This window comes from Paraburkholderia sp. USG1 (assembly GCF_031570135.1).
GTDB lineage: Bacteria > Pseudomonadota > Gammaproteobacteria > Burkholderiales > Burkholderiaceae > Paraburkholderia > Paraburkholderia dioscoreae.
Genome location: NZ_JAMWXW010000007.1, coordinates 38,801 through 58,759 on the forward strand (window position 1 = coordinate 38,801; position 19,959 = coordinate 58,759).

Annotated in this window: 16 protein-coding genes and 1 pseudogene; 12 read left to right on the forward strand and 5 right to left on the reverse strand. The window is 64.0% G+C overall.

The window, feature by feature from the left end:
• Positions 1 to 78 precede the first annotated feature (78 nt).
• Positions 79 to 4,267: pseudogene (locus NE850_RS11350) on the forward strand (DNA translocase FtsK).
• A 119-nt stretch (positions 4,268 to 4,386) separates the two neighbouring features.
• Here the strand turns inward: NE850_RS11350 and NE850_RS11355 are convergent.
• Positions 4,387 to 5,679 (reverse strand): lactonase family protein, encoded by a 1,293-nt coding sequence (locus NE850_RS11355; protein ID WP_310698746.1) that lies wholly within the window; start codon positions 5,677 to 5,679, stop codon positions 4,387 to 4,389.
• Between the two features lie 232 nt (positions 5,680 to 5,911).
• Here NE850_RS11355 and NE850_RS11360 point away from each other — a divergent pair, with 232 nt between their 5' ends.
• Positions 5,912 to 6,064, forward strand: a complete 153-nt coding sequence (locus NE850_RS11360; protein WP_007175701.1) for a DUF3096 domain-containing protein — start codon at positions 5,912 to 5,914, stop codon at positions 6,062 to 6,064.
• A gap of 268 nt (positions 6,065 to 6,332) precedes the next feature.
• Here the strand turns inward: NE850_RS11360 and NE850_RS11365 are convergent, their stop codons facing one another.
• Positions 6,333 to 6,578, reverse strand: coding sequence for a hypothetical protein (locus NE850_RS11365; RefSeq protein WP_007175702.1), 246 nt, complete (start codon positions 6,576 to 6,578; stop codon positions 6,333 to 6,335).
• Between the two features lie 230 nt (positions 6,579 to 6,808).
• On the opposite strand from NE850_RS11365, the gene NE850_RS11370 reads away from it, so the two are divergent.
• Positions 6,809 to 8,689, forward strand: coding sequence for a glycoside hydrolase family 15 protein (locus NE850_RS11370; RefSeq protein WP_310698749.1), 1,881 nt, complete (start codon positions 6,809 to 6,811; stop codon positions 8,687 to 8,689).
• A gap of 179 nt (positions 8,690 to 8,868) precedes the next feature.
• Positions 8,869 to 10,146 carry a polyhydroxyalkanoate depolymerase gene (locus tag NE850_RS11375; protein WP_007175704.1) on the forward strand — a complete coding sequence of 426 codons (1,278 nt, stop codon included), beginning with the start codon at positions 8,869 to 8,871 and terminating at the stop codon, positions 10,144 to 10,146.
• Positions 10,147 to 10,241: 95 nt separating this feature from the next.
• Here the strand turns inward: NE850_RS11375 and NE850_RS11380 are convergent, their stop codons facing one another.
• Positions 10,242 to 10,874: a TetR/AcrR family transcriptional regulator gene (locus NE850_RS11380; RefSeq protein ID WP_035516348.1), complete on the reverse strand. Its 633-nt coding sequence runs from the start codon at positions 10,872 to 10,874 to the stop codon at positions 10,242 to 10,244.
• Positions 10,875 to 11,098: 224 nt separating this feature from the next.
• Here NE850_RS11380 and rsxB point away from each other — a divergent pair, with 224 nt between their 5' ends.
• From rsxB to NE850_RS11395, 3 genes are all read left to right on the forward strand, one after another.
• The gene (rsxB, locus tag NE850_RS11385) at positions 11,099 to 11,938 is read left to right on the forward strand and encodes an electron transport complex subunit RsxB (RefSeq protein WP_007175706.1); all 840 of its coding nucleotides are present in this window, start codon (positions 11,099 to 11,101) and stop codon (positions 11,936 to 11,938) included.
• 19 nt (positions 11,939 to 11,957) lie between these two features.
• Positions 11,958 to 12,602 carry an endonuclease III gene (gene nth, locus NE850_RS11390; RefSeq protein ID WP_310698750.1) on the forward strand — a complete coding sequence of 215 codons (645 nt, stop codon included), beginning with the start codon at positions 11,958 to 11,960 and terminating at the stop codon, positions 12,600 to 12,602.
• Positions 12,603 to 12,748: 146 nt separating this feature from the next.
• Entirely contained in the window at positions 12,749 to 13,183 is a 435-nt protein-coding gene (locus NE850_RS11395; RefSeq protein ID WP_007175708.1) for a DUF1841 family protein, read from the forward strand.
• 128 nt (positions 13,184 to 13,311) lie between these two features.
• On the opposite strand, the gene NE850_RS11400 is transcribed toward NE850_RS11395, so the two are convergent.
• Together NE850_RS11400 and NE850_RS11405 are read right to left on the reverse strand one after the other, a co-directional pair.
• Positions 13,312 to 13,695 (reverse strand): c-type cytochrome, encoded by a 384-nt coding sequence (locus tag NE850_RS11400; RefSeq protein ID WP_007175709.1) that lies wholly within the window; start codon positions 13,693 to 13,695, stop codon positions 13,312 to 13,314.
• Between the two features lie 58 nt (positions 13,696 to 13,753).
• Positions 13,754 to 14,122, reverse strand: coding sequence for a c-type cytochrome (locus NE850_RS11405; protein ID WP_007175710.1), 369 nt, complete (start codon positions 14,120 to 14,122; stop codon positions 13,754 to 13,756).
• A 460-nt stretch (positions 14,123 to 14,582) separates the two neighbouring features.
• On the opposite strand from NE850_RS11405, the gene NE850_RS11410 reads away from it, so the two are divergent.
• The 5 genes from NE850_RS11410 (at position 14,583) to NE850_RS11430 (ending at position 19,903) form a co-directional block, all read left to right on the forward strand.
• On the forward strand, positions 14,583 to 15,425 hold the full coding sequence (locus tag NE850_RS11410) for a MoxR family ATPase (protein ID WP_007175711.1): 843 nt from the start codon (positions 14,583 to 14,585) through the stop codon (positions 15,423 to 15,425).
• Between the two features lie 120 nt (positions 15,426 to 15,545).
• Complete coding sequence (locus tag NE850_RS11415) at positions 15,546 to 16,721, forward strand: VWA domain-containing protein (protein ID WP_007175712.1); 1,176 nt, start codon at positions 15,546 to 15,548, stop codon at positions 16,719 to 16,721.
• Positions 16,722 to 16,767: 46 nt separating this feature from the next.
• A complete protein-coding gene (locus tag NE850_RS11420) occupies positions 16,768 to 17,988 on the forward strand; it encodes a benzoate/H(+) symporter BenE family transporter (protein WP_007175713.1) in 1,221 nt (406 codons plus the stop codon).
• Positions 17,989 to 18,275: 287 nt separating this feature from the next.
• Positions 18,276 to 19,229 carry a transaldolase gene (gene tal, locus NE850_RS11425; RefSeq protein ID WP_007175714.1) on the forward strand — a complete coding sequence of 318 codons (954 nt, stop codon included), beginning with the start codon at positions 18,276 to 18,278 and terminating at the stop codon, positions 19,227 to 19,229.
• Between the two features lie 257 nt (positions 19,230 to 19,486).
• On the forward strand, positions 19,487 to 19,903 hold the full coding sequence (locus tag NE850_RS11430; RefSeq protein WP_007175715.1) for a VOC family protein: 417 nt from the start codon (positions 19,487 to 19,489) through the stop codon (positions 19,901 to 19,903).
• Positions 19,904 to 19,959 lie beyond the last annotated feature (56 nt).

Below are 19,959 nucleotides of genomic sequence, written 5' to 3' on the forward strand. Positions count from 1 at the left end.
CCTTCGAAGCATCGGGCTTCGCCGGTTTAAACCCGACAGACCGCGTTTGCGCGCGTCCGTCATTCGTTGATGTCTAGTATGCACACGGTAGTTTTCGGCTGGTTCGGCGGGTCGGCCGTCTGGTTCATTCCTCTTTTGTGGCGTCTCGTGAAGTCGGCGCTGCCGGGCGGCGCGGGTCTGCGCGGGCCCGGCACGATCCGGCTCTGGCTCGGCTTCGTCTGCGTGCTGGTGGCGAGCTGCACGCTCGAGGCGTCGCTGATCGATGTGGCCGGCGTGAATGGCTTCGGCCATGCGCTGGCCGCGGGTTTCGGCCGTCTGCTCGGGCATATCGGCACGCCGCTGGCGGCGCTCGCGCTGCTGCTCGTCAGCCTGCCCTGGCTGCTCGATTTCCGCTGGCGCGATTTTGCTGCATGGGCCGACGGCGCGTTCGGCCTCGGCCTATCGCGCAGCCTCGCCAAACGCGACGAGGAAGCGCGCCGTCATCGCAGCGCCGACGACGGTTTGCCGTCGCACGTTTCACCGTCCACCAATACGATGGCACCCAAAACCAACGGACGTTATGCGCGGCCCACGGTCTGGCGGCCGCCGGCACGCGGACGCGACGCGGCGTCGGGCGCTGCGGCGGCAGCCGCGGGCAAGGACGCGGCGGCGCGTGGTGCAGGCGCGAGCTGGCGCACTGGGGCGGCAACGCCGCGCAGCCAGGCGACGCAGGCCGAGCCGGTGCTGCGCACTGGCGCCGCGACGACACCGCCGCGGCATGTACCGATGCAAACGCAACCACTTAACGCGGACAAAGCTGCGTGGATGCCGGCCGAGCCGGTCGCGCCGGCTGGCTGGCTGCGCGACGCCGGGCCGCGCGCGGCTGCGCCGGCAGCGGGTTCGATGGCGGGATCGGGTGTATCCGGCGCCGCGGCTCGCGACAGCGCATTGCAGGTTGGACGTCGTTCGGCAGGCGAGCAGCGGCCGGTGGGATCGTCGGGGGGCGCTGCGGGACTGGCTTCAGGCGCGGGCTTCGCTGTTGCGGGTGTTGCGCGTGCTGCGGGCGCGGCGAGTACTGCGAGCGCCGCGGGTGCTGCGGGAGCAGCTACGGCGGTTAAGACAGCGCAAGTAGCTCGTGCAGCACCAGCTAATCACACCACGGCAACGGCGCGTGCCGTGCCGGGCGCGGCCTCGCACACGGCTACGGGTGCTACGGGGAACACGACCGGCGCGGGCCGTCCGTCGACGACCGCCAAAGGCACGACCGCCCCGGTGTCTTCCGTCAATCGCACGGCGGCGCCTCTGCAAGCTTTCTCGCCCGCCTCGCATTCGAGCGACGTCACGCCGACGCAGGCAACACGTCAGCCGCCCAGTTACACGCGGCCGATGCCCACGACACAGAAAGAAGCGCCACCCGCCAGTGTGCAGGAGACGCTGCGCAGCATCGCGGAAAACGCCGCCCGCTGGACCGACCTTGCCGGGGTCAGTCTCGCGCGCAGCAGCGGCGCGGAGACCGCGAAGGTCGCGAGCGCACCCGACGACGTGCCATCTTTCGAGGGACTGCAATCGAGGGTGGATGTGCCGCGAACGGACGCGGTTGAAACGCCTTTGACGCTGGATGCGCCGGTGTCTTCGGGGAAAGTTGTCGAAAGTGGGTGGGCCGGAAGCCCGGTAAAGACGCCGGTCGATTCGCCGCGGATGGAAGCCTCGTTGGATGCACCGCTGGAGGCTGGCCACGAGCCCGCCGTGCAATGGCCGATCGAGCCGCCGATCATTCGGCCGCCGTTGACGGCGGCACCGGTAGTGGAGCCTGCACCTGCATCGCAGTATGTGCCACCGGTCGCGACGCCTACGCCGTTCCAGATCTTCGCGGCGCAGTTGCACGCAAGCGAAGCAGACCCGGATGCATCGCCGTTCGAAGACGATTCCGTGCAGTCGACACCTCTCGCCGACAGCCACGCAAGCCTGGGCGCCGAAGTCGCGCCGACGCTCAGCCAGCCGGCGGATCAATTGGAAGTCATCGCGCCGAAGACTACCGAGGCGCCGACTGCTTCTGCGATCGCCGAACAGGTGAAAGAAACCGCATCGGTTATCGAGCCGCAAGCCGCTGCGCCTGCGCCGGTCGCGGAAGTCGTGATCGATAAAACACTTGTGCCTTGGGAAGCCGAGCTTGATGCCGTCTTGCCGCAACATGCGCCTTCGTCGTTGAGCGGGCCGGCTGTCGGCAGCGTCGCTGCGTCGAGTGCAGTTGTCCACACGCACGACGTCACGCCGTCGCCGGGCGTCGCGCAACCGGACGAATCCGCAGTACAGGTCGAAACGGAAACGGTGGACTCCCCTGCCCTGCCGGACGCATCCGAAGCATCGGGCTTGCTAACCGGTGCGCAAGCTGCAAACACAGCGACCGCGGCGACCGCAGTGCCGCCGCGAGACATCGTGCCGCACGCGTCGGACTCGTCCACCACTCCGCCCGCGGCAAACACAACCACCGCTGCACCGCCCGACATCGCGCAGCACGCATCGAACGTGGTTCGCTTTCCGGGCTTTGCGTTTCACGCCGCGCCCCTCGCGTCCGATGTCGTCGCCGACGAACCGGTCGCCGTAGAAGACCTTCCCAACGAAACCGCGATCTCACCGGCAGCATCGGCACCGCTCACCGCAGTCCCGCTCGCCGCAACACCCCCCGGCCGCACCGAACGGTCCCGCAACCGCATCCACGGAACCCGTCGAACCCGCCGTCCAACGTCCGCCGCTGCGCGGCCACAGCCCCGCCAACGGCTTCGAATTCCGCGCGCCCGCGGCGTCGATGGTCGAACTGCCCACGCTCGATCTGCTCGCGCCCGCGGACATCGACGTCCAACCGGTCTCCGAAGAAAAGCTGATCGAAACCGGCCTGCTGATCGAACAACGTCTGCAGGAATTCAAGGTGCCGGTCACGGTCGTCGGCGCGTCGGCCGGCCCGGTCATCACGCGCTTCGAAGTCGAGCCGGCGCTCGGCGTGCGCGGCAGCCAGATCGTCGGTCTGATGAAGGATCTGTCGCGCGGCCTCGGCCTGACATCCATCCGCGTGGTCGAGACGATTCCCGGCAAGACCTGCATGGGCCTCGAGTTGCCGAACGCCAAGCGTCAGACGATCCGCCTATCCGAAATTCTCGAAGCGAGCGTCTATCAGAATTCGCATTCGCAACTGACGCTCGCCATGGGCAAGGACATTACCGGCCATCCGGTGGTCGCCGATCTGGCCAAGGCGCCGCACATGCTGGTCGCCGGCACGACCGGTTCGGGCAAGTCGGTGGCGATCAACGCGATGATCTGCTCGCTGCTCTACAAGGCGACGCCCGAAGAAGTGCGCCTCATCATGATCGATCCGAAGATGCTGGAGCTCTCGGTCTACGAGGGCATTCCGCATCTGCTCGCGCCGGTCGTCACCGACATGAAGCTGGCCGCCAACGCGCTGAACTGGTGTGTCGGCGAAATGGAAAAACGCTACCGCCTGATGTCGGCGGTCGGCGTGCGCAATCTGGCCGGCTTCAACCAGAAAATCCGCGACACCGAAGCCAAGGGCAAGAAGCTCGGCAATCCGTTCTCGCTGACGCCTGAAGCGCCCGAGCCGCTCGCGCCGCTGCCGCTGATCGTGGTCGTGATCGACGAACTGGCCGACCTGATGATGGTGGCCGGCAAGAAGATCGAAGAGCTGATCGCACGGCTTGCGCAGAAGGCGCGCGCTGCCGGCATCCACCTGATTCTGGCGACGCAGCGTCCTTCGGTGGACGTGATCACCGGCCTCATCAAGGCGAACATTCCGACGCGCGTGGCGTTCCAGGTGTCGTCGAAGATCGACTCGCGCACGATTCTCGATCAGATGGGCGCCGAGTCGCTGCTCGGCCAGGGCGACATGCTGTTCCTGCCGCCCGGCACGGGCTATCCGCAACGGGTGCACGGCGCGTTCGTCGCCGACGAGGAAGTGCATCGGATCGTCGAGTATCTGAAGCAGTTCGGCGAGCCGCAGTACGAGGAAGGCATTCTGGACGGCCCGGCCACCGAAGGCGGCGCGGCGCAGGATCTGTTCGGCGAAGCGCCGGACGCGGAAGCCGATCCGCTCTACGACGAAGCCGTCGCCTTCGTGGTGCGCACGCGGCGCGCGTCGATCTCGTCGGTGCAGCGGCAGTTGCGCATCGGTTACAACCGCGCGGCGCGTCTCGTCGAGCAGATGGAAACCGCGGGTCTCGTATCCGCGATGGGCATCAACGGCAGCCGCGAAGTGCTGGCGCCCGGGCCGGCGGAATAAGCGGCTATCGAGAGCCATCGCCCGCGTAAAACCCGCCGCAGAAAAATGGGCCGCCTGTTGTTCAAGCGACCCGTTTTTTCATCCCGCGCGCGCGGTCACATCGCACGTTTCGTCGTCGCTTACGACGGCGAGACCAGCTTGAAATCCACCGGCGAGCCGATCTCGATCCGCTTCGGATTCGCTTCGAGCAGACCGCTCTGCTGGTCGCGCCTGAACACATACACGGTGTCGCTGTTCTGGTTGCCGACGATCAGCCAGTTGCCGGTCGGGTCGATCGCGAATTCGCGCGGCGATTTGCCGAGGCTCGATTGATGCCCGATCTTCTTGAGATGTCCGTTGGCAGGGTCGACCGAAAAGATCACGATGTCGTTCGCGTCGCCGCGATTGGAGGCGTACAGAAAGCGCCCATCCGGCGACAGGTGGATCGCCGAGCCGCCCACCGCGCCCTTGAAACCGGGTTCGGTCAGCGAAAGCGTCTGCACCTGCGTGAGCTTGCCGTCGTTGTAATTGAACGTGCTGACGGTGCCGGCCAGTTCGCTCGTCAGATAGGCGTGCTTGCCGTCCGCGCCGAACACCAGGTGGCGCGGACCCGTGCCGGCTTTCTCCTGGGTGTAGCGCCAGTCGGTCGGGCCGAACAGGCCGCTGCTGCCATCGGGCGTGTAGCGGTACGAGTACAGTTTGTCCGCGCCGAGATCCTGCGCGAACAGGTAGCGGCCGTCCGGCGAGAACACCGTGGAGTGAACATGCGAATTGTCCTGGCGGCCCTTCACCGGACCACCGCCCTCGTGATGCACCGTGAGTACCGACGCGCCGACCTGGCCGTCGGCCTGCAACGGGAACACCGCAAAGCTGCCGCCCGGGTCGGCCGCCACCGAGTAGTTTGCGCTCAGCAGATATTTGCCGTCCGGCGACAGGCTCAGATAGCAAGGATCATTGCCATCCGCCGACACCTTGTTGAGGAAGCTCAACTGGCCGCTCGCGGCGTCGAAACGAAACGCGCTGATGCCGCCGCGCTGCGAGGCCGGCCCGTTGTCGCCGGGCAATTCGTTGACGGCATAGACGAAGCGCCGGTCGCGGCTCACCACGAGATACGACGGGTTGACCGTCTGCGCGACCGATACCCGCGTCGCTTCGCCGGTCTTCGTGTCGAAGCGATAGACGTACAAGCCTTCGCTCTTGCCTCCGGTATAAGTGCCGACCAGCATGTCATAGACGCCGTCGGCGGGGACCGGGCCGGAATCTTGCGCAAACGCATGCGAAGCAACAATCGAGACCATGAGCACGAAACCTTTTATTATCGAGCGGGCGGAGCGTATTGGAGCAGCCTGCCCCGCGCGCATTGAAGTGCAATCAGCAGAAAGCAGTTGAGAACTCGCAACGGCACGCATCGCGGCCCGGTGACGACGAAGCATATGACCTCCTCCTCATTCGTTATCTGGTTGAACCGGTTATAAGGGTGTCGCTGGTCTGCCGCGCAATCGGTCGAGCGTTGTTGTTATCGAAAGAAGTATAAAAGCGTTGTGTCGGATCATGCCGCGAATCCCGTCTGCAGGTATCCGGCGAGCAGGCACTGCGCAGCATGCGGTAGCAATCGTCCCGCCTGACAGGGCATTTTTTCAATCGCGTCTCACTCACGGAGTCTTCATGAACGTCACACTCAGTCTGGGCCCGCTGGTTTCGTTGATCGCCGGTATTCTGATTCTCGTCATGCCGCGCCTGTTGAACTACATCGTCGCGCTCTATCTGATCATCATCGGCATCATCGGGATCTTCGGCGTGGGGTCGTCGCACTTCTGAGGGCCGGCGGCGCTTGGTTCAGGCAGCATGGGACACACGGCCGGGCGCGGTAGCGGCCCGGCGCCATCCTGAACCGCGGCCGGACACGAGGCGTGACGAAGCGTCACGCACGCCGTTGGCCGTGAAGTCGAAGCAGGCGATAAAACGTGGTGGCGCGGCGAAGCGGTGCACCCTCGCCGCAGGCAAGAAGTCGGTTGGCGGTCGGTGCGCTGCGGCAATCGTCCGGCAACCATTGGACAACCACGCTGCGAGCGCGAAGCGCCGCTGGTCAGCCGTTCGAAAGCTGGTCGAGCCGCAGCCGCCCCTGCAACGACAGTGCGCCCACGGCATAATTGCCCTCGCCTTCCTGATAACGCCGGAAGCAAGCCCGTTCGACCAGAAAGGCGGCGGCGGCCAGCATGCCGTTGCGGCTCAGGCCCAGACGGCCGTGATCGAGCGGCAACATCGAATCGTCGGCAAGTTCGCTGGCGGCCGAGAGAATCGTGATGCAATCGGATTTCGACGGGTTCAGCATAGCTTTGGTCCTCGGAAACGGCGTGGGTACACGCCATGGGCGGGGCCGGTCCATCATCCGGAAAGCTCCGGGCGTCGGCTTGAAATCTGATTGTAGGCATTGGTTTGACAGATTACCAACTCGCGTTTCGCGGCATTGCGTGGTGAACCAAAGCGCATTGCGCGAGTCCGGTAGAAACAACGAAACCACGCGCGGCGCACCTCGCCGCGCGCCACTCTGACTCGCTCCCCATGCCCGCACACATCGAAGACTATGCGCTCGTCGGCGACGGCCACACGGCCGCGCTCATCTCCCGCGAGGGCTCCATCGACTGGCTCTGCTGGCCGCGCTTCGACTCCGGCGCCTGCTTCGCCGCCCTGCTCGGCACGCCCGACAACGGCCGCTGGCTGATCTCGCCCGTCTCGGACACGCCGCCGACCGTCACCCGCAATTACCGGGGCGAAACGCTGATCCTCGAAACCCATTTCGAAACGCCCGAGGGCGCCGTCACGCTGATCGACTTCATGCCGCCGGGCAACGGCTGGTCGGAACTGGTGCGGGTTGTGGTCGGCAAACGCGGCACGGTGCGCATGAAGATGGAACTGGTGCTGCGCTTCGATTATGGCTTCTCGATTCCCTGGGTTGACCGCCTCACGCACGACAGCGGCATCAAGGCGATCGTCGGACCGGACACTGCCGTATTGCGCACACCGGTCCAGTTGCGTGGCGAGGACATGAAGACGATCGCGGAGTTCACCGTCAGCGAGGGCGAGCGGGTGCCGTTTTCGCTGGCCTATTCGCCCTCGCATCTGCGCATTCCGCCGGCGCGCGACCCGCACACGTCGCTGGCGCGCACCGAGAATTACTGGCTCGAATGGTCGGCGCGCGGCACGGTGGAAGGACGCTGGGCGGAGCCGATCCGCCGTTCGCTGATCACGCTCAAGGCACTTGCCTACGAGCCGACCGGCGGCATCGTCGCCGCGCCCACGACCTCGCTGCCGGAACAGCTCGGCGGCACCCGCAACTGGGATTACCGCTACTGCTGGCTGCGCGACGCCACGATCACCCTGCTCGCGATGATGCGCGGCGGCTACTACGACGAAGCGCGCGCGTGGCGCTCCTGGCTCGGCCGCGTGATGGCCGGCGCGCCCGATCAGTTGCAGATCATGTACGGCATCGCGGGCGAGCGGCGCTTGCCCGAATTCGAACTCGACTGGCTGCCGGGGTATCAGGACGCGAAACCGGTGCGCGTCGGCAATAACGCGGTCGGCCAACGCCAGCTCGACGTCTACGGCGAAGTGATGAATGCGCTGCATCTCGCGCGGGTAGGCGGCCTGCAGGCGGACGACACCGCGTGGAACGTCCAGCGCGCGCTCCTCTCCCATCTCGACACGATCTGGCGGGAACCCGACGAAGGCATCTGGGAAACGCGCGGCGGCCGTCAGCACTTCACCTTCTCGAAGGTAATGGCGTGGGTCGCCTACGACCGCGCGATCAGGTCGGCGGAAATGTTCAAGCTCGACGGCCCGCTCGACGAATGGCGCGCCACCCGCGCGCAAATCCACGCGGAAGTCTGCGAAAAAGCGTGGAATCCCGAGCTCAACGCGTTCTCGCAGTGCTACGGCACCGACCAGCTCGACGCGAGCGTGCTGTTGATGCCGCTGGTGGGATTCCTGCCGCCGCGCGATCCGCGCGTGAAAGGCACGGTGGCGGCAATCGAGAGGGATCTGATGCGCGACGGGTTCGTGATGCGCTACCGCACCACCGAATACGACGACGGCCTGCCGCCGGGGGAAGGCACGTTTCTCGCGTGTTCGTTCTGGATGGTGGACAACCTGGCGCTGCAAGGCCGCCTCGACGAAGCAATCGCGATGTACGAACGGCTGCTCGCGCTATGCAACGACGTCGGTTTGCTCGCGGAAGAATACGATCCGGGTGCGAAGCGCCTGGTCGGCAATTTTCCGCAGGCGTTTTCGCACGTGGCCCTCGTGCACACCGGCCTGAACCTGATGAAACACGAACAGGCGATGGCGCAGGTGGCCGGGCAACCGCCCCATAACGGCACCGGATCCACCAAACTTGATGCTGCGGCAACCCCGGATAGCGGCGCGGCAACATCGCCAGTAGCATGATTTAATGACAGTTTGCGTGCGAGCCGCGCGCAAATTGCTGCATTGCACAAGTACGCTTAGTTCGATATGATCGATCAGACTGTCGGCCGAAAAACAATGTGCCCACAACCAATTTGGCCTGCCGCAACGCCATGCGCGTGTTTGCGAAGCCCCATGCGAACCGCTTAAACGGAGCACCTATGCTCTACCAACTGCACGAATTCCAGCGGGCTATGTTGAGCCCCCTCACCGCCTGGGCCCAGGCCGCCTCCAAATCTTTCGCGAATCCCGCTAGCCCCCTGGCCTATGTGCCGGGCGCCACGCGCCTTTCAGCCGGTTACGAACTGCTCTACCGGCTGGGTAAAGATTACGAAAAGCCTGAGTTCAATCTTCATCAGATTGTCAAAGACGGTCACAACATCCCGATCATCGAACAGACGATCATCGAGAAGCCGTTTTGCCGCCTGATGCGCTTCAAGCGTTTCGCAGACGACAGCGACGCTGTTACCCAATTGAAAGATGAGCCGATCGTGCTGGTGTGCGCACCGTTGTCGGGACACCACGCCACGCTGCTGCGCGACACAGTGCGCACGTTGCTGCAAGACCACAAGGTCTACCTGACCGACTGGATCGACGCACGCATGGTGCCGCTCGAAGCCGGCGAGTTTCATCTGGACGATTACGTCGCCTACATTCAGGAATTCATCCGCCACATCGGCGCGAAGAATCTGCACGTGATCTCGGTGTGCCAGCCCACCGTGCCCGTGCTCGCCGCCATTTCGCTGCTGGCGAGCCGCGGCGAAGACACGCCGCGCACCATGACGATGATGGGCGGCCCGATCGACGCGCGCAAGAGCCCGACTTCGGTCAACTCGCTCGCCACGCAGCATTCGTACGAGTGGTTCGAGAACAACGTGATCTTCACGGTGCCGCCGAACTATCCGGGTGTAGGCCGCAAGGTTTACCCGGGCTTTCTGCAACACACCGGTTTTGTGGCAATGAATCCGGAACGTCACGCGGCGTCGCACTGGGATTTCTACCAGAGCCTGCTGCGCGGCGACGAAGACGACGCGGAAGCGCACCGCCGCTTCTACGACGAATACAACGCGGTGCTCGACATGGACGCGGACTACTATCTCGACACGATCCGCGTCGTGTTCCAGGAATTCCGCCTGGCCGACGGCACGTGGGACGTCGCCGGCGAACGGGTGAAGCCGCAGGACATCTCGAAGACCGCGCTCTTCACGATCGAAGGCGAGCTGGACGACATCTCCGGCGACGGCCAGACCTATGCCGCGCACGAACTGTGCACAGGCATTCCGGAGAAAGACAAGCGTCACTTCACGGCGGAAAAGTGCGGGCACTACGGCATTTTCTCGGGACGCCGCTGGCGCACCATCATCTATCCGCAGTTGCGCGACTTCATCCTCGAGCACAACAAGGCGCCGAAGGTTGTGAAGGAAAAAGTCGAAGCCTGAGCGCCGCGCACAGCCAGTCGACAACAACGGCCTCTTCGGAGGCCGTTGTCGTTTATGAGGATCCCGAAGCCTCGACGTGCAACGGGCGATGCGACCTATTTCCGCAGCAGGTACGCGAGCAGCAACTCCGTGTTCATCTGAACCACTTCGCTGCGCTCGCTCGCGCTGCTGAAATCGCGACCGAGTGTGGCTTCGAGCGTGAAGCGGTTCGACACGATGTAGTAGCCCATGCCGGACAGCGTGACATAGAAACGCAGCGGATCGACGTTGGTACGAAACAGCCCCGCGCGTTGACCTCGCTCAAGAATACCGCCGAGCGTGGCGACGATCGGCGAGATCATTTCGCGAATGCGCGTGGATTTCTGCATGTAGCGTGCTTCATGCAGATTCTCATTGTTGATGAGACGCAGTAACTCTGGATGATCGCGGTAGTAATCCCAAACAAAATGCGCGAGACGCGTAATCGCCTCGACCGGGGCAATGCCATTGAGTTCGAGCGTGCGCTCCGCTTCATTGAGCGCGCTGAACGCGTGCTCGAGTACGGCGGTAAAAAGCTGCTCCTTGCTACCGAAGTAGTAATAGAGCATGCGCTCATTCGTTTCCGCGCGGCGGGCGATCTGATCGACGCGCGCGCCGAATAGCCCACCATTTGCAAACTCTTCGGCCGCCGCAAGCAGAATGCGGCGCCGGGTGCCTTCAGGATCTCTTTTGATTTTCGGCTGATTCATGGTGGCATCGTCTTCGTGAGCCGCGTTATCCGGATCGTGCCGCCGGCCTCTCCTCGGGCCTTGCACCGACAGCACTGAACGGGCTGGTTGGGGGAATACCCTTCTGCGGTCTTTCGAAAAAGCGCTTCGATTATGGCACATGGATTGCGGATGGCAATTGGGGAAATCGGCGATAATGTGCTATTTAGTTCAAGCTGTGCGGCCGCAAGCCAAAGCCCCACGTCGTGACCGTGACAGATACCAAAACACTCGCAGACCGCGTCGAAGATCTGCTCCCCCAGACGCAATGCACCAAGTGCGGCTACCCCGCATGCCGCCCCTATGCCGAAGCCGTTGCAAGCGGCGCGGCCAACTACAATCAATGCCCGCCGGGCGGCGCCGAAGGCATCGCCCGGCTCGCCGCCCTGCTCGGCAAGCCGGTGATTCCGCTCAATTCCGCCAACGGCGTCGAACGGCCGCGTCCGTTGGCGGTTATCGACGAACAGGTTTGCATCGGCTGCACGTTGTGCATGCAGGCCTGTCCCGTCGATGCAATCGTTGGCGCACCGAAACAGATGCATACGGTCATCGCCGAACTCTGCACCGGCTGCGACCTGTGCGTGCCGCCCTGCCCGGTCGACTGTATTGCGTTGCCGCCCGTCACCGGCCAGGCGACCGGCTGGGACGCGTGGAGCCAGCCCCAGGCCGACGCCGCGCGCGAACGCCATGACCGGCGCGAAGCGCGTCTCGCACGCGAACGCGAGGCCGCCGAGGCACGTGTTGCGGCGCGGCGGGCAGGCAGCAGTCCTGCTGCTCAGGTTACCGAAACAACGCAAGCCGGCGCCGCGGCGCCATCGGCCGCGCCCGCCGTGGAGGACGCCGAAGCAAAGAAACGCGCGATCATCCAGGCCGCGCTCGAACGCGCCCGCAAGAAGAAGGAAGAACTGGCCGCCAAAGGCCAGGCCCCGCTGAACACCGAGCATGTGAGCGCCGACGTGCAAGCCCAGATCGACGCCGCCGAAGCACGCCGCCGCCGTCTCGGACTTGCCGCGGACGACACGGGCACGCCGTCCGACAAGCGCTAACCCCACCTTCACGCCGAGCATGAACGCGAACAAACGCCGCGCCATCTACGAGACGCTCAAGAGTCTCAATCCGCATCCAACCACCGAGCTCGAGTACACCACTCCGTTCGAACTGCTGATCGCCGTGCTGCTCTCCGCGCAGGCCACCGACGTGTCGGTCAACAAAGCCATGCGCAAGATGTTCCCGGTTGCGAACACGCCGCAGAAGGTTTTCGATCTCGGCGACGAAGGCGTGGCCGGCTACATCAAGACGATCGGCCTTTATCGCACCAAGGCGAAGAACGTCATTGCGACCTGCCGCATTCTGCTCGACCAGTACGGCGGCGAAGTGCCCGAGGATCGCGAAGCGCTCGAAAGTCTGCCCGGCGTCGGCCGCAAAACGGCCAATGTGATTTTGAATACGGCGTTCGGTCATCCGACTATCGCGGTCGACACGCACATCTTTCGGGTTGCGAATCGAACCGGTCTCGCGCCCGGTAAAGACGTTCGCGCGGTCGAAGCGGCACTGGAGAAATTCACCCCCGCCGAGTTCAAGCAGGATGCGCACCACTGGCTGATCCTGCACGGCCGTTATGTGTGCAAGGCGCGCCGGCCCGAATGCTGGCATTGCGTGATCGAGCCGCTGTGCGAGTTCCGGCCGAAAACGCCAGCGCCGGATCTGTAAGCGAGACCGGTGCGTCAATCAATGCCGCCACGCCGCCAGCAGCCCGCGCCACCCCGGCGTAAAATGGCGGCCTGCCTCGCCCACTTCACGGGCTGACGCTTTACAGGCTTACGCCGCACGCCCCCACTCAACGCACCGGTCCCACGATGTTCAATCCCAGCCGCGACGAAGTCCGTCTCTTCTTCATCGACACCTGGCGCAAGCAGCGTCAAGGCGAAATTCTCACGCCGCTGGAGGCAATCGCCGCCGACTGGATCGTCGAGCATCCCGAATACCACGCCGACCTGACCGATGGCGAAGCAGCGCAGGCGCAGGACTACTCGCCCGAACGCGGCCAGACCAACCCGTTCCTGCATCTGTCCATGCATCTGGCCATTACCGAACAGTTGTCGATCGACCAGCCGCCCGGCATTCGCGCGGCACATGAACGGCTCGCCGCACGCCTCGGCTCGACCCACGAGGCGCAGCACGCCATCATGGATTGCCTGGGCGAAACCATCTGGGAAGCGCAGCGCACCGGCACGCCGCCGGACACGGACGCGTATCTGCAGCGCATCGAACGGCGCGCCACACGTGACTGAAACCGGCACCGAACCGGCGAATCACATCGCAAAAGCACCACCCCAAAAGCACAACCCCAAAAGCACAACACCCCGCCGAAGCGGGGTGTTGTTCAATCCGAAAGCAGCACGAGAACCGAGCGACTCGCTTACTTCTTCTGCACCAGATCGCCGTTCAGCGATTCGACATAAGCGGCGATGTCTTTCATGTCGCTTTGCGACAGGCTTTGCACCTGCGCCTGCATGATCGCGTTGTTGCGACCGAAGTGCGGGTTGCCGTTGCCCATCTGGTATTGACGCAACGACCAGTAGACGTAATCGGAATGCTGACCGGCAAGCTTCGGATACTCCGGGCTCACCGGCTTGTTCAGGTTCACGCCGTGGCAAGCCGCGCAGTTGTGGCTGTCCGCCAGCACCTTGCCGTTGCCGGCGTCTGCGGCGTGCGCGAGGTTCGCTGCAATCAGACCGATCATTGCCGCCGACGCGCATGCAGCCTTGAACACCGTGTGGAGTGCCTGTTGGGGCTTATTCATGAATTCTCCTATCCCGCGAATTTAATAGCCGAGTGACTGGATGGATGACCGCAGCCGATCACTTGTCGGGATTGCTTTTCGAAGAGGAATTTTGTGCGGCGTAGTAGGCGGCGATGTCGGCGATATCCTGATCCGACAGCGACGCGGTGATGGCGCGCATTGTTTCGAAATGACGGTCGCCCTTCTTGTAGCCGTGCAGGGCGTTTTCGAGGTACGCCTGGTTCTGGCCGCCGAGCATCGGCACGCGGTAGACCTCAGGGTAAGCCGTGCGGTATTCAGGAATGCCGTGGCAGCCGATACACATCGCGACCTTGCCCTGGCCCGCCTTAGCGTTGCCGACGACATCCGCTGCCTGCGCACTGGCCGCATAGCCCGCGAGCACCGACAGCGCTGCGATCACGACGTGTTTGCCAACGAATTTATTCATAGCATGTAACCTGGCTTGAGGGGAAACGGGCGACCAAAAAGGCAACGGCCCGCGCCGTTATTCTTATAGGGTAGCCACGCAGGCCAAAAAAATCGGGCTAATTGTACCGCGACGCCGCGCCAAACGTCCACCGCGCGGGGCCGGCGGCCCATCCGCCCGTCGCAAAACCACGCCTAGCGCCGTTTTGCTCCGCCGCGCCTGCTCCGCAAGGCGGGGCGGCTGCCGTCGCGTGCCGGTCCGGCGCGGCGGTTCAACACCGCATTCAACGCTGCGACAGCCTGATCACCCGGCGTGACCGCCCGCCGGGTCTGCCGGCCGAGCATCCGGGCCGCCCGCCAGCGCCGTGTACGCGCCTGCCGCGCCCTGCAACGGCGCGGGTGACACCTTACGCGAGCCGGTTTCAGGCCAACAGGTCTTCTGACTTATACTGGGTTTTTTCCCCGAAAAAGAGCATCTCGCCATGCGTTTCGAAGGCTCATCGCAGTACGTCGCCACCGACGACCTCAAGCTCGCGGTCAACGCCGCGATGACGCTCAAGCGCCCGTTGCTGATCAAGGGCGAACCCGGCACGGGCAAAACCATGCTCGCCGAAGAGGTCGCCGCCGCGCTCGGCATGCCGCTCCTGCAGTGGCACATCAAGTCCACCACCAAGGCGCAGCAGGGTCTTTACGAGTACGACGCGGTGTCGCGCCTGCGCGATTCGCAACTCGGCGACGAGCGCGTCAAGGACATCCGCAACTACATCGTCAAGGGTGTGCTGTGGCAGTCGTTCGAGTCGGAGGAGCAAACCGTGCTGCTGATCGACGAGATCGACAAGGCCGATATCGAATTCCCGAACGACCTGCTGCGCGAACTCGACCGCATGGAGTTCTACGTGTACGAGACGCACGAGCTGATCCGCGCGAAACAGCGCCCGCTCGTGATCATCACGTCGAACAACGAGAAGGAACTGCCCGACGCGTTTTTGCGCCGCTGCTTCTTTCACTACATCAAGTTCCCCGATCCGGTCACTATGCAGCAGATCGTCGAGGTGCATTATCCCGGCATCAAGAAGGAACTGCTCGCGGCCGCCATGCAGAGCTTTTTCGAACTGCGCAACGTCGCCGGATTGAAGAAGAAGCCGTCCACCTCGGAACTGCTCGACTGGCTCAAGCTGCTGCTTGCCGAAGACATTCCGCCCGAAGCGCTGCGCTCGTCCGACCAGAAGCAGATCATTCCGCCGCTGCACGGCGCGCTGCTGAAGAACGAGCAGGACGTGAGCCTGTTCGAGCGGCTGATCTTCATGAACCGCAATAACCGTTGATTGATGGTTGATCGGTTGACCGGGCGTCGACCGATCATTGACTGAGCGCCGGGTCGCCGCCGCGAGGCCGCCATCGAACAGCGCGCCACACCGACCACCCGCCGCCGCACAGGACCCAGCATGCTGATCGACTTCTTCTACTCGCTGCGCGCCGCCAAGCTGCCGGTGTCGGTGAAGGAATACCTGACGCTGCTCGATGCGCTCAAAGCCAACGTGATCGCGCCGTCGCTCGACGAGTTTTACTATCTCGCGCGCATGACGCTGGTCAAGGATGAGCAATATTTCGACAAGTTCGACCAGGCGTTCGGCGCGTATTTCAACGGCGTCGCGCAAGCCTCGGAGCTCGCTTTCGACGTCCCGCTCGACTGGCTGAAGAAGAAGCTGCAACGCGATCTCTCGCCGGAAGAAAAAGCGCAGATCGAAGCAATGGGCGGCCTCGACAAGCTCATGGAGCGCCTGAAGGAACTGTTCGACGAACAGAAAGAGCGCCACGAAGGCGGCAACAAATGGATCGGCACGGGCGGCACGTCGCCGTTCGGCAATGGCGGCTATAACCCCGAAGGCGTGCGCATCGGCGGCGACGCGGCGGGCAACCGCACGGCGGTGAAGGTCTGGGACGCCCGCGCCTATCGCGATTACGACGACCAGGTGGAAATCGGCACGCGCAACATCAAGGTCGCGCTGCGCCGCTTGCGCCGTTTCGCCCGCGAAGGCGCCGCCGAAGAGCTCGACCTGCCCGACACGATCCGCAGCACCGCCGCGAATGCCGGCTGGCTCGACCTGAAGATGGTGCCCGAGCGGCACAACAAGGTGAAAGTGCTGATGCTGCTCGACGTGGGCGGCTCGATGGACGACCACATCAAGCGCACCGAAGAGCTGTTCTCCGCCGCGAAAGCCGAGTTCAAGCATCTCGAGTTCTACTACTTCCACAACTGCGTGTACGACTTCCTGTGGAAGAACAATCGCCGCCGTCACGCCGAGCGCATGCCGACGTGGGACGTGCTGCACAAATTCACGCCCGACTACAAGCTGATCTTCGTCGGCGACGCGACCATGAGCCCGTATGAAGTGCTGCAGCCGGGCGGCTCGGTGGAGTACAACAACGCCGAAGCCGGCGCGGTATGGCTGCGCCGCCTCGCCGATCATTTCCCGCATCACGCGTGGCTCAATCCCGAGCCGGAAGGCTTGTGGGCGTACCGGCAGTCGGTCAGCGCGATCCGCGAAGTGCTCGGTCACCGCATGTATCCGCTCACGCTCGCCGGCCTCGAAACCGCCATGCGCATGCTGAGCAAATAGTCCGATCACGTTCACGCTTTACCTTCAACCATAAGAAAGCTTCTGCATGAGTCCGTCGTCATCGCCCGAATTGTCCCCTGCCGCAACGCCGCCCGGACGCCTGAATCCCTTCGCCGACACTTCGCTGTCCGCCATCGTCGCCGGTTTCGTCGCGATGATGACCGGCTACACCAGCTCGCTCGTGCTGATGTTCCAGGCGGGTCAGGCCGCGCATCTGACCGATGCGCAGATTTCGTCGTGGATCTGGGCGCTCTCGATCGGCATGGCCGTGTGCACGATCGGCCTCTCGCTGCGATTCCGCGCGCCGATCGTGATCGCATGGTCTACGCCCGGCGCGGCGCTGCTGGTGGCCTCGCTGCCGCAGGTGCCGTATGCGGTGGCGATCGGCGCGTTTATCGTCTGCGCGCTGCTGCTCACCGTGGTCGGCCTGACCGGCTGGTTCGATGCGCTGATGAAGAGGATTCCGGCCGGCATCGCCTCGGCCTTGCTGGCGGGCATCCTGTTCGAGATCGGCATCGAGATTTTCCGCGCCGCGCAGTTCCAGACCGCGCTCGTGCTGACCATGTTCTTCACCTATCTGATCGTCAAACGGCTCGCGCCGCGCTATGCGATCGTGACGACGCTGATCGTCGGCACGGCCGCCGCCGGCGCGCTCGGGCTGCTCGACTTCAGCCACTTTCACGTCGCGCTAGCGCATCCGGTATTCACGATGCCGGCGTTTTCGGTGGCGGCCAGCGTCAGCATCGGGATTCCGCTCTTTGTCGTCGCGATGGCCTCGCAGAACGTGCCGGGTATGGCCGTGCTGCGCGCGGACGGCTACACCACGCCCTCCGCGCCGCTGATTTCGACCACCGGCATCGCTTCGCTGCTGCTCGCGCCGTTCGGCTCGCACGGCATCAATCTTGCGGCGATCACCGCGGCGATCTGCACCGGTCCCGAAGCGCACGAAAACCGCGACAAGCGTTATACCGCCGCAGTCTGGTGCGGCATCTTCTATCTGATCGCCGGCATTTTCGGCGCGACCATCGCCGCGCTGTTCGCGGCCTTGCCCCAGGCGCTGGTGGTTTCCGTCGCGGCGCTGGCGCTGTTCGGCTCGATCATGGGCGGCCTCACCAACGCCATGCAGGACGTGAAGCAGCGCGAGGCGGCGCTGGTCACGTTCATGGTGACCGCTTCAGGGCTGACGCTGCTCTCCATCGGCTCGGCATTCTGGGGGCTGGTGGCGGGCGTGCTGACGCAAGTGGTCTTGACCGCGCGGCGCGCCTGAAGGACCGCGGCGCTGCGGCTGTAAGTTCCGGCAATGTCTGCCGATGCCCGGATATCGTCGGCGGAAAAATTGCCGCTCGAAATCCGTGTGAACGGATCGCCACGGGCAAGTGTCAACACTGCATCAGGCGATCGCCATAGAATAGAAGCATTCGGCAGCGTTTCCCGGCAACATGGCGGGCAGTGCTGCAGCGTGACCCGCGGCCGCCGGGCCTGGTTTGCCTTGCAGGCCGGCGGCAATCTCATTTCTCCTGAACCACGGCGCACGCGCGCCCTGAAGGCCCGAACATGACAACCGCACTCGACCAACTCAAGCAATACACCACTGTCGTGGCCGATACCGGCGACTTCCAGCAGCTGGCCCAGTACAAGCCGCAAGACGCCACCACCAATCCGTCGCTGATCCTTAAAGCGGTGCAGAAAGACGACTACAAGCCGTTGCTGGAAAAGACCGTCAAGGCGCACGCGTCGAAGCCGGTCGGCGCAATCATCGACCAGTTGCTGATCGCATTCGGCACCGAAATTCTCAAGATCATTCCAGGCCGTGTCTCGACCGAAGTCGATGCGCGCCTGTCGTTCGACACAGAAGGCTCGATCGCCAAGGGCCGCGAACTGATCGCGCTGTACAAAGAACACGGCATCGGCCGGGAGCGCGTGCTGATCAAGCTCGCCTCCACGTGGGAAGGCATTCGCGCGGCGGAAGTGCTGCAGAAGGAAGGCATTCACTGCAACATGACGCTGCTGTTCTCGCTCGCCCAGGCCGCCGCCTGCGCCGAAGCGGGTGCGCAGTTGATCTCGCCGTTCGTCGGCCGGATTTACGACTGGTACAAGAAAAACGCCGGCAGCGCGTGGGACGAAGCGAAAGACGGCGGCGCCAACGATCCGGGCGTCAAATCCGTGCGCCGCATCTACGCGTACTACAAGAAGTTCGGCTACAAAACCGAGGTGATGGGCGCGAGCTTCCGCACGCCGGGCCAGATTCTGGAACTGGCCGGCTGCGATCTGCTGACCATCAGCCCGGATCTGCTGCAAAAGCTGCATGACAGCACCGAGAAGGTGGAGCGCAAGCTGTCGCCGGATATCGCCAAAGAATCGGATATCGAGCGTGTGCCGGTCGACGAGTCGTCGTTCCGTTTCCTCGTCAACGACGAAGCGATGGCAACCGAAAAGCTCGCCGAAGGTATCCGCGCCTTCGCAGCGGACGCAATCAAGCTGGAAAAGCTGATCGACGCGCTGCGCTAAGCCCGCCTCGCGGCGCTCAACGCCCGCGCTCGAAACTCGCGGCCCTGGATCGCACGGTTCAGGGCCGCGCGCCGTTTACTCGCGGTGTTCTGGAGGGTTTGGAGAGCCGCGTCCGGCGGTGAGAACCGTCGCCCGCCTCCATGACACATAGTCACAATTGCCTCCCGACGGGCGCCTACAATCGTTTGCACGAGCGCTCTCCCGCCGCCCTGTTCCGGGGATAGCGCCGCCGCTGACCTTTATTCCGGGAGACGATCATGCAGGTCCAACCTTACGTATTTTTCAACGGGCGTTGCGAAGAAGCGCTCGATTACTACTGCGCGAAGCTCGGCGCCCAGGTAACGTTCAAGATGCGCTACAAGGAGGCGCCGCCCGATCCGCAGAACCAGCCGCGCCCCGGCCTCGAAGAAAAAATCATGCACGCCAACGTGCGGATGGGCTCGACCGACTGGATGGCCTCCGACGGCCATTGCGATCCCGCCGTCGGCCCGATGAGCGGTTTCAGCCTGTCGCTGACAGCCGACGACACGGCCTGCGCCGAAAAGTACTTCAATGCCCTCGCCGACGGCGGCCAGGTGATGATGCCGTTTCAGCCGACCTTCTGGAGCAAGGGCTTCGGGATGGTGGTGGACCGCTTCAATCTCATGTGGATGGTGACGCTGCCGGAAGGTTGAGCGCGCGGCGGCGGGCGCTCTCGCGCCGCGAGGGCCGAGGCTTGTCGTGGTTGATC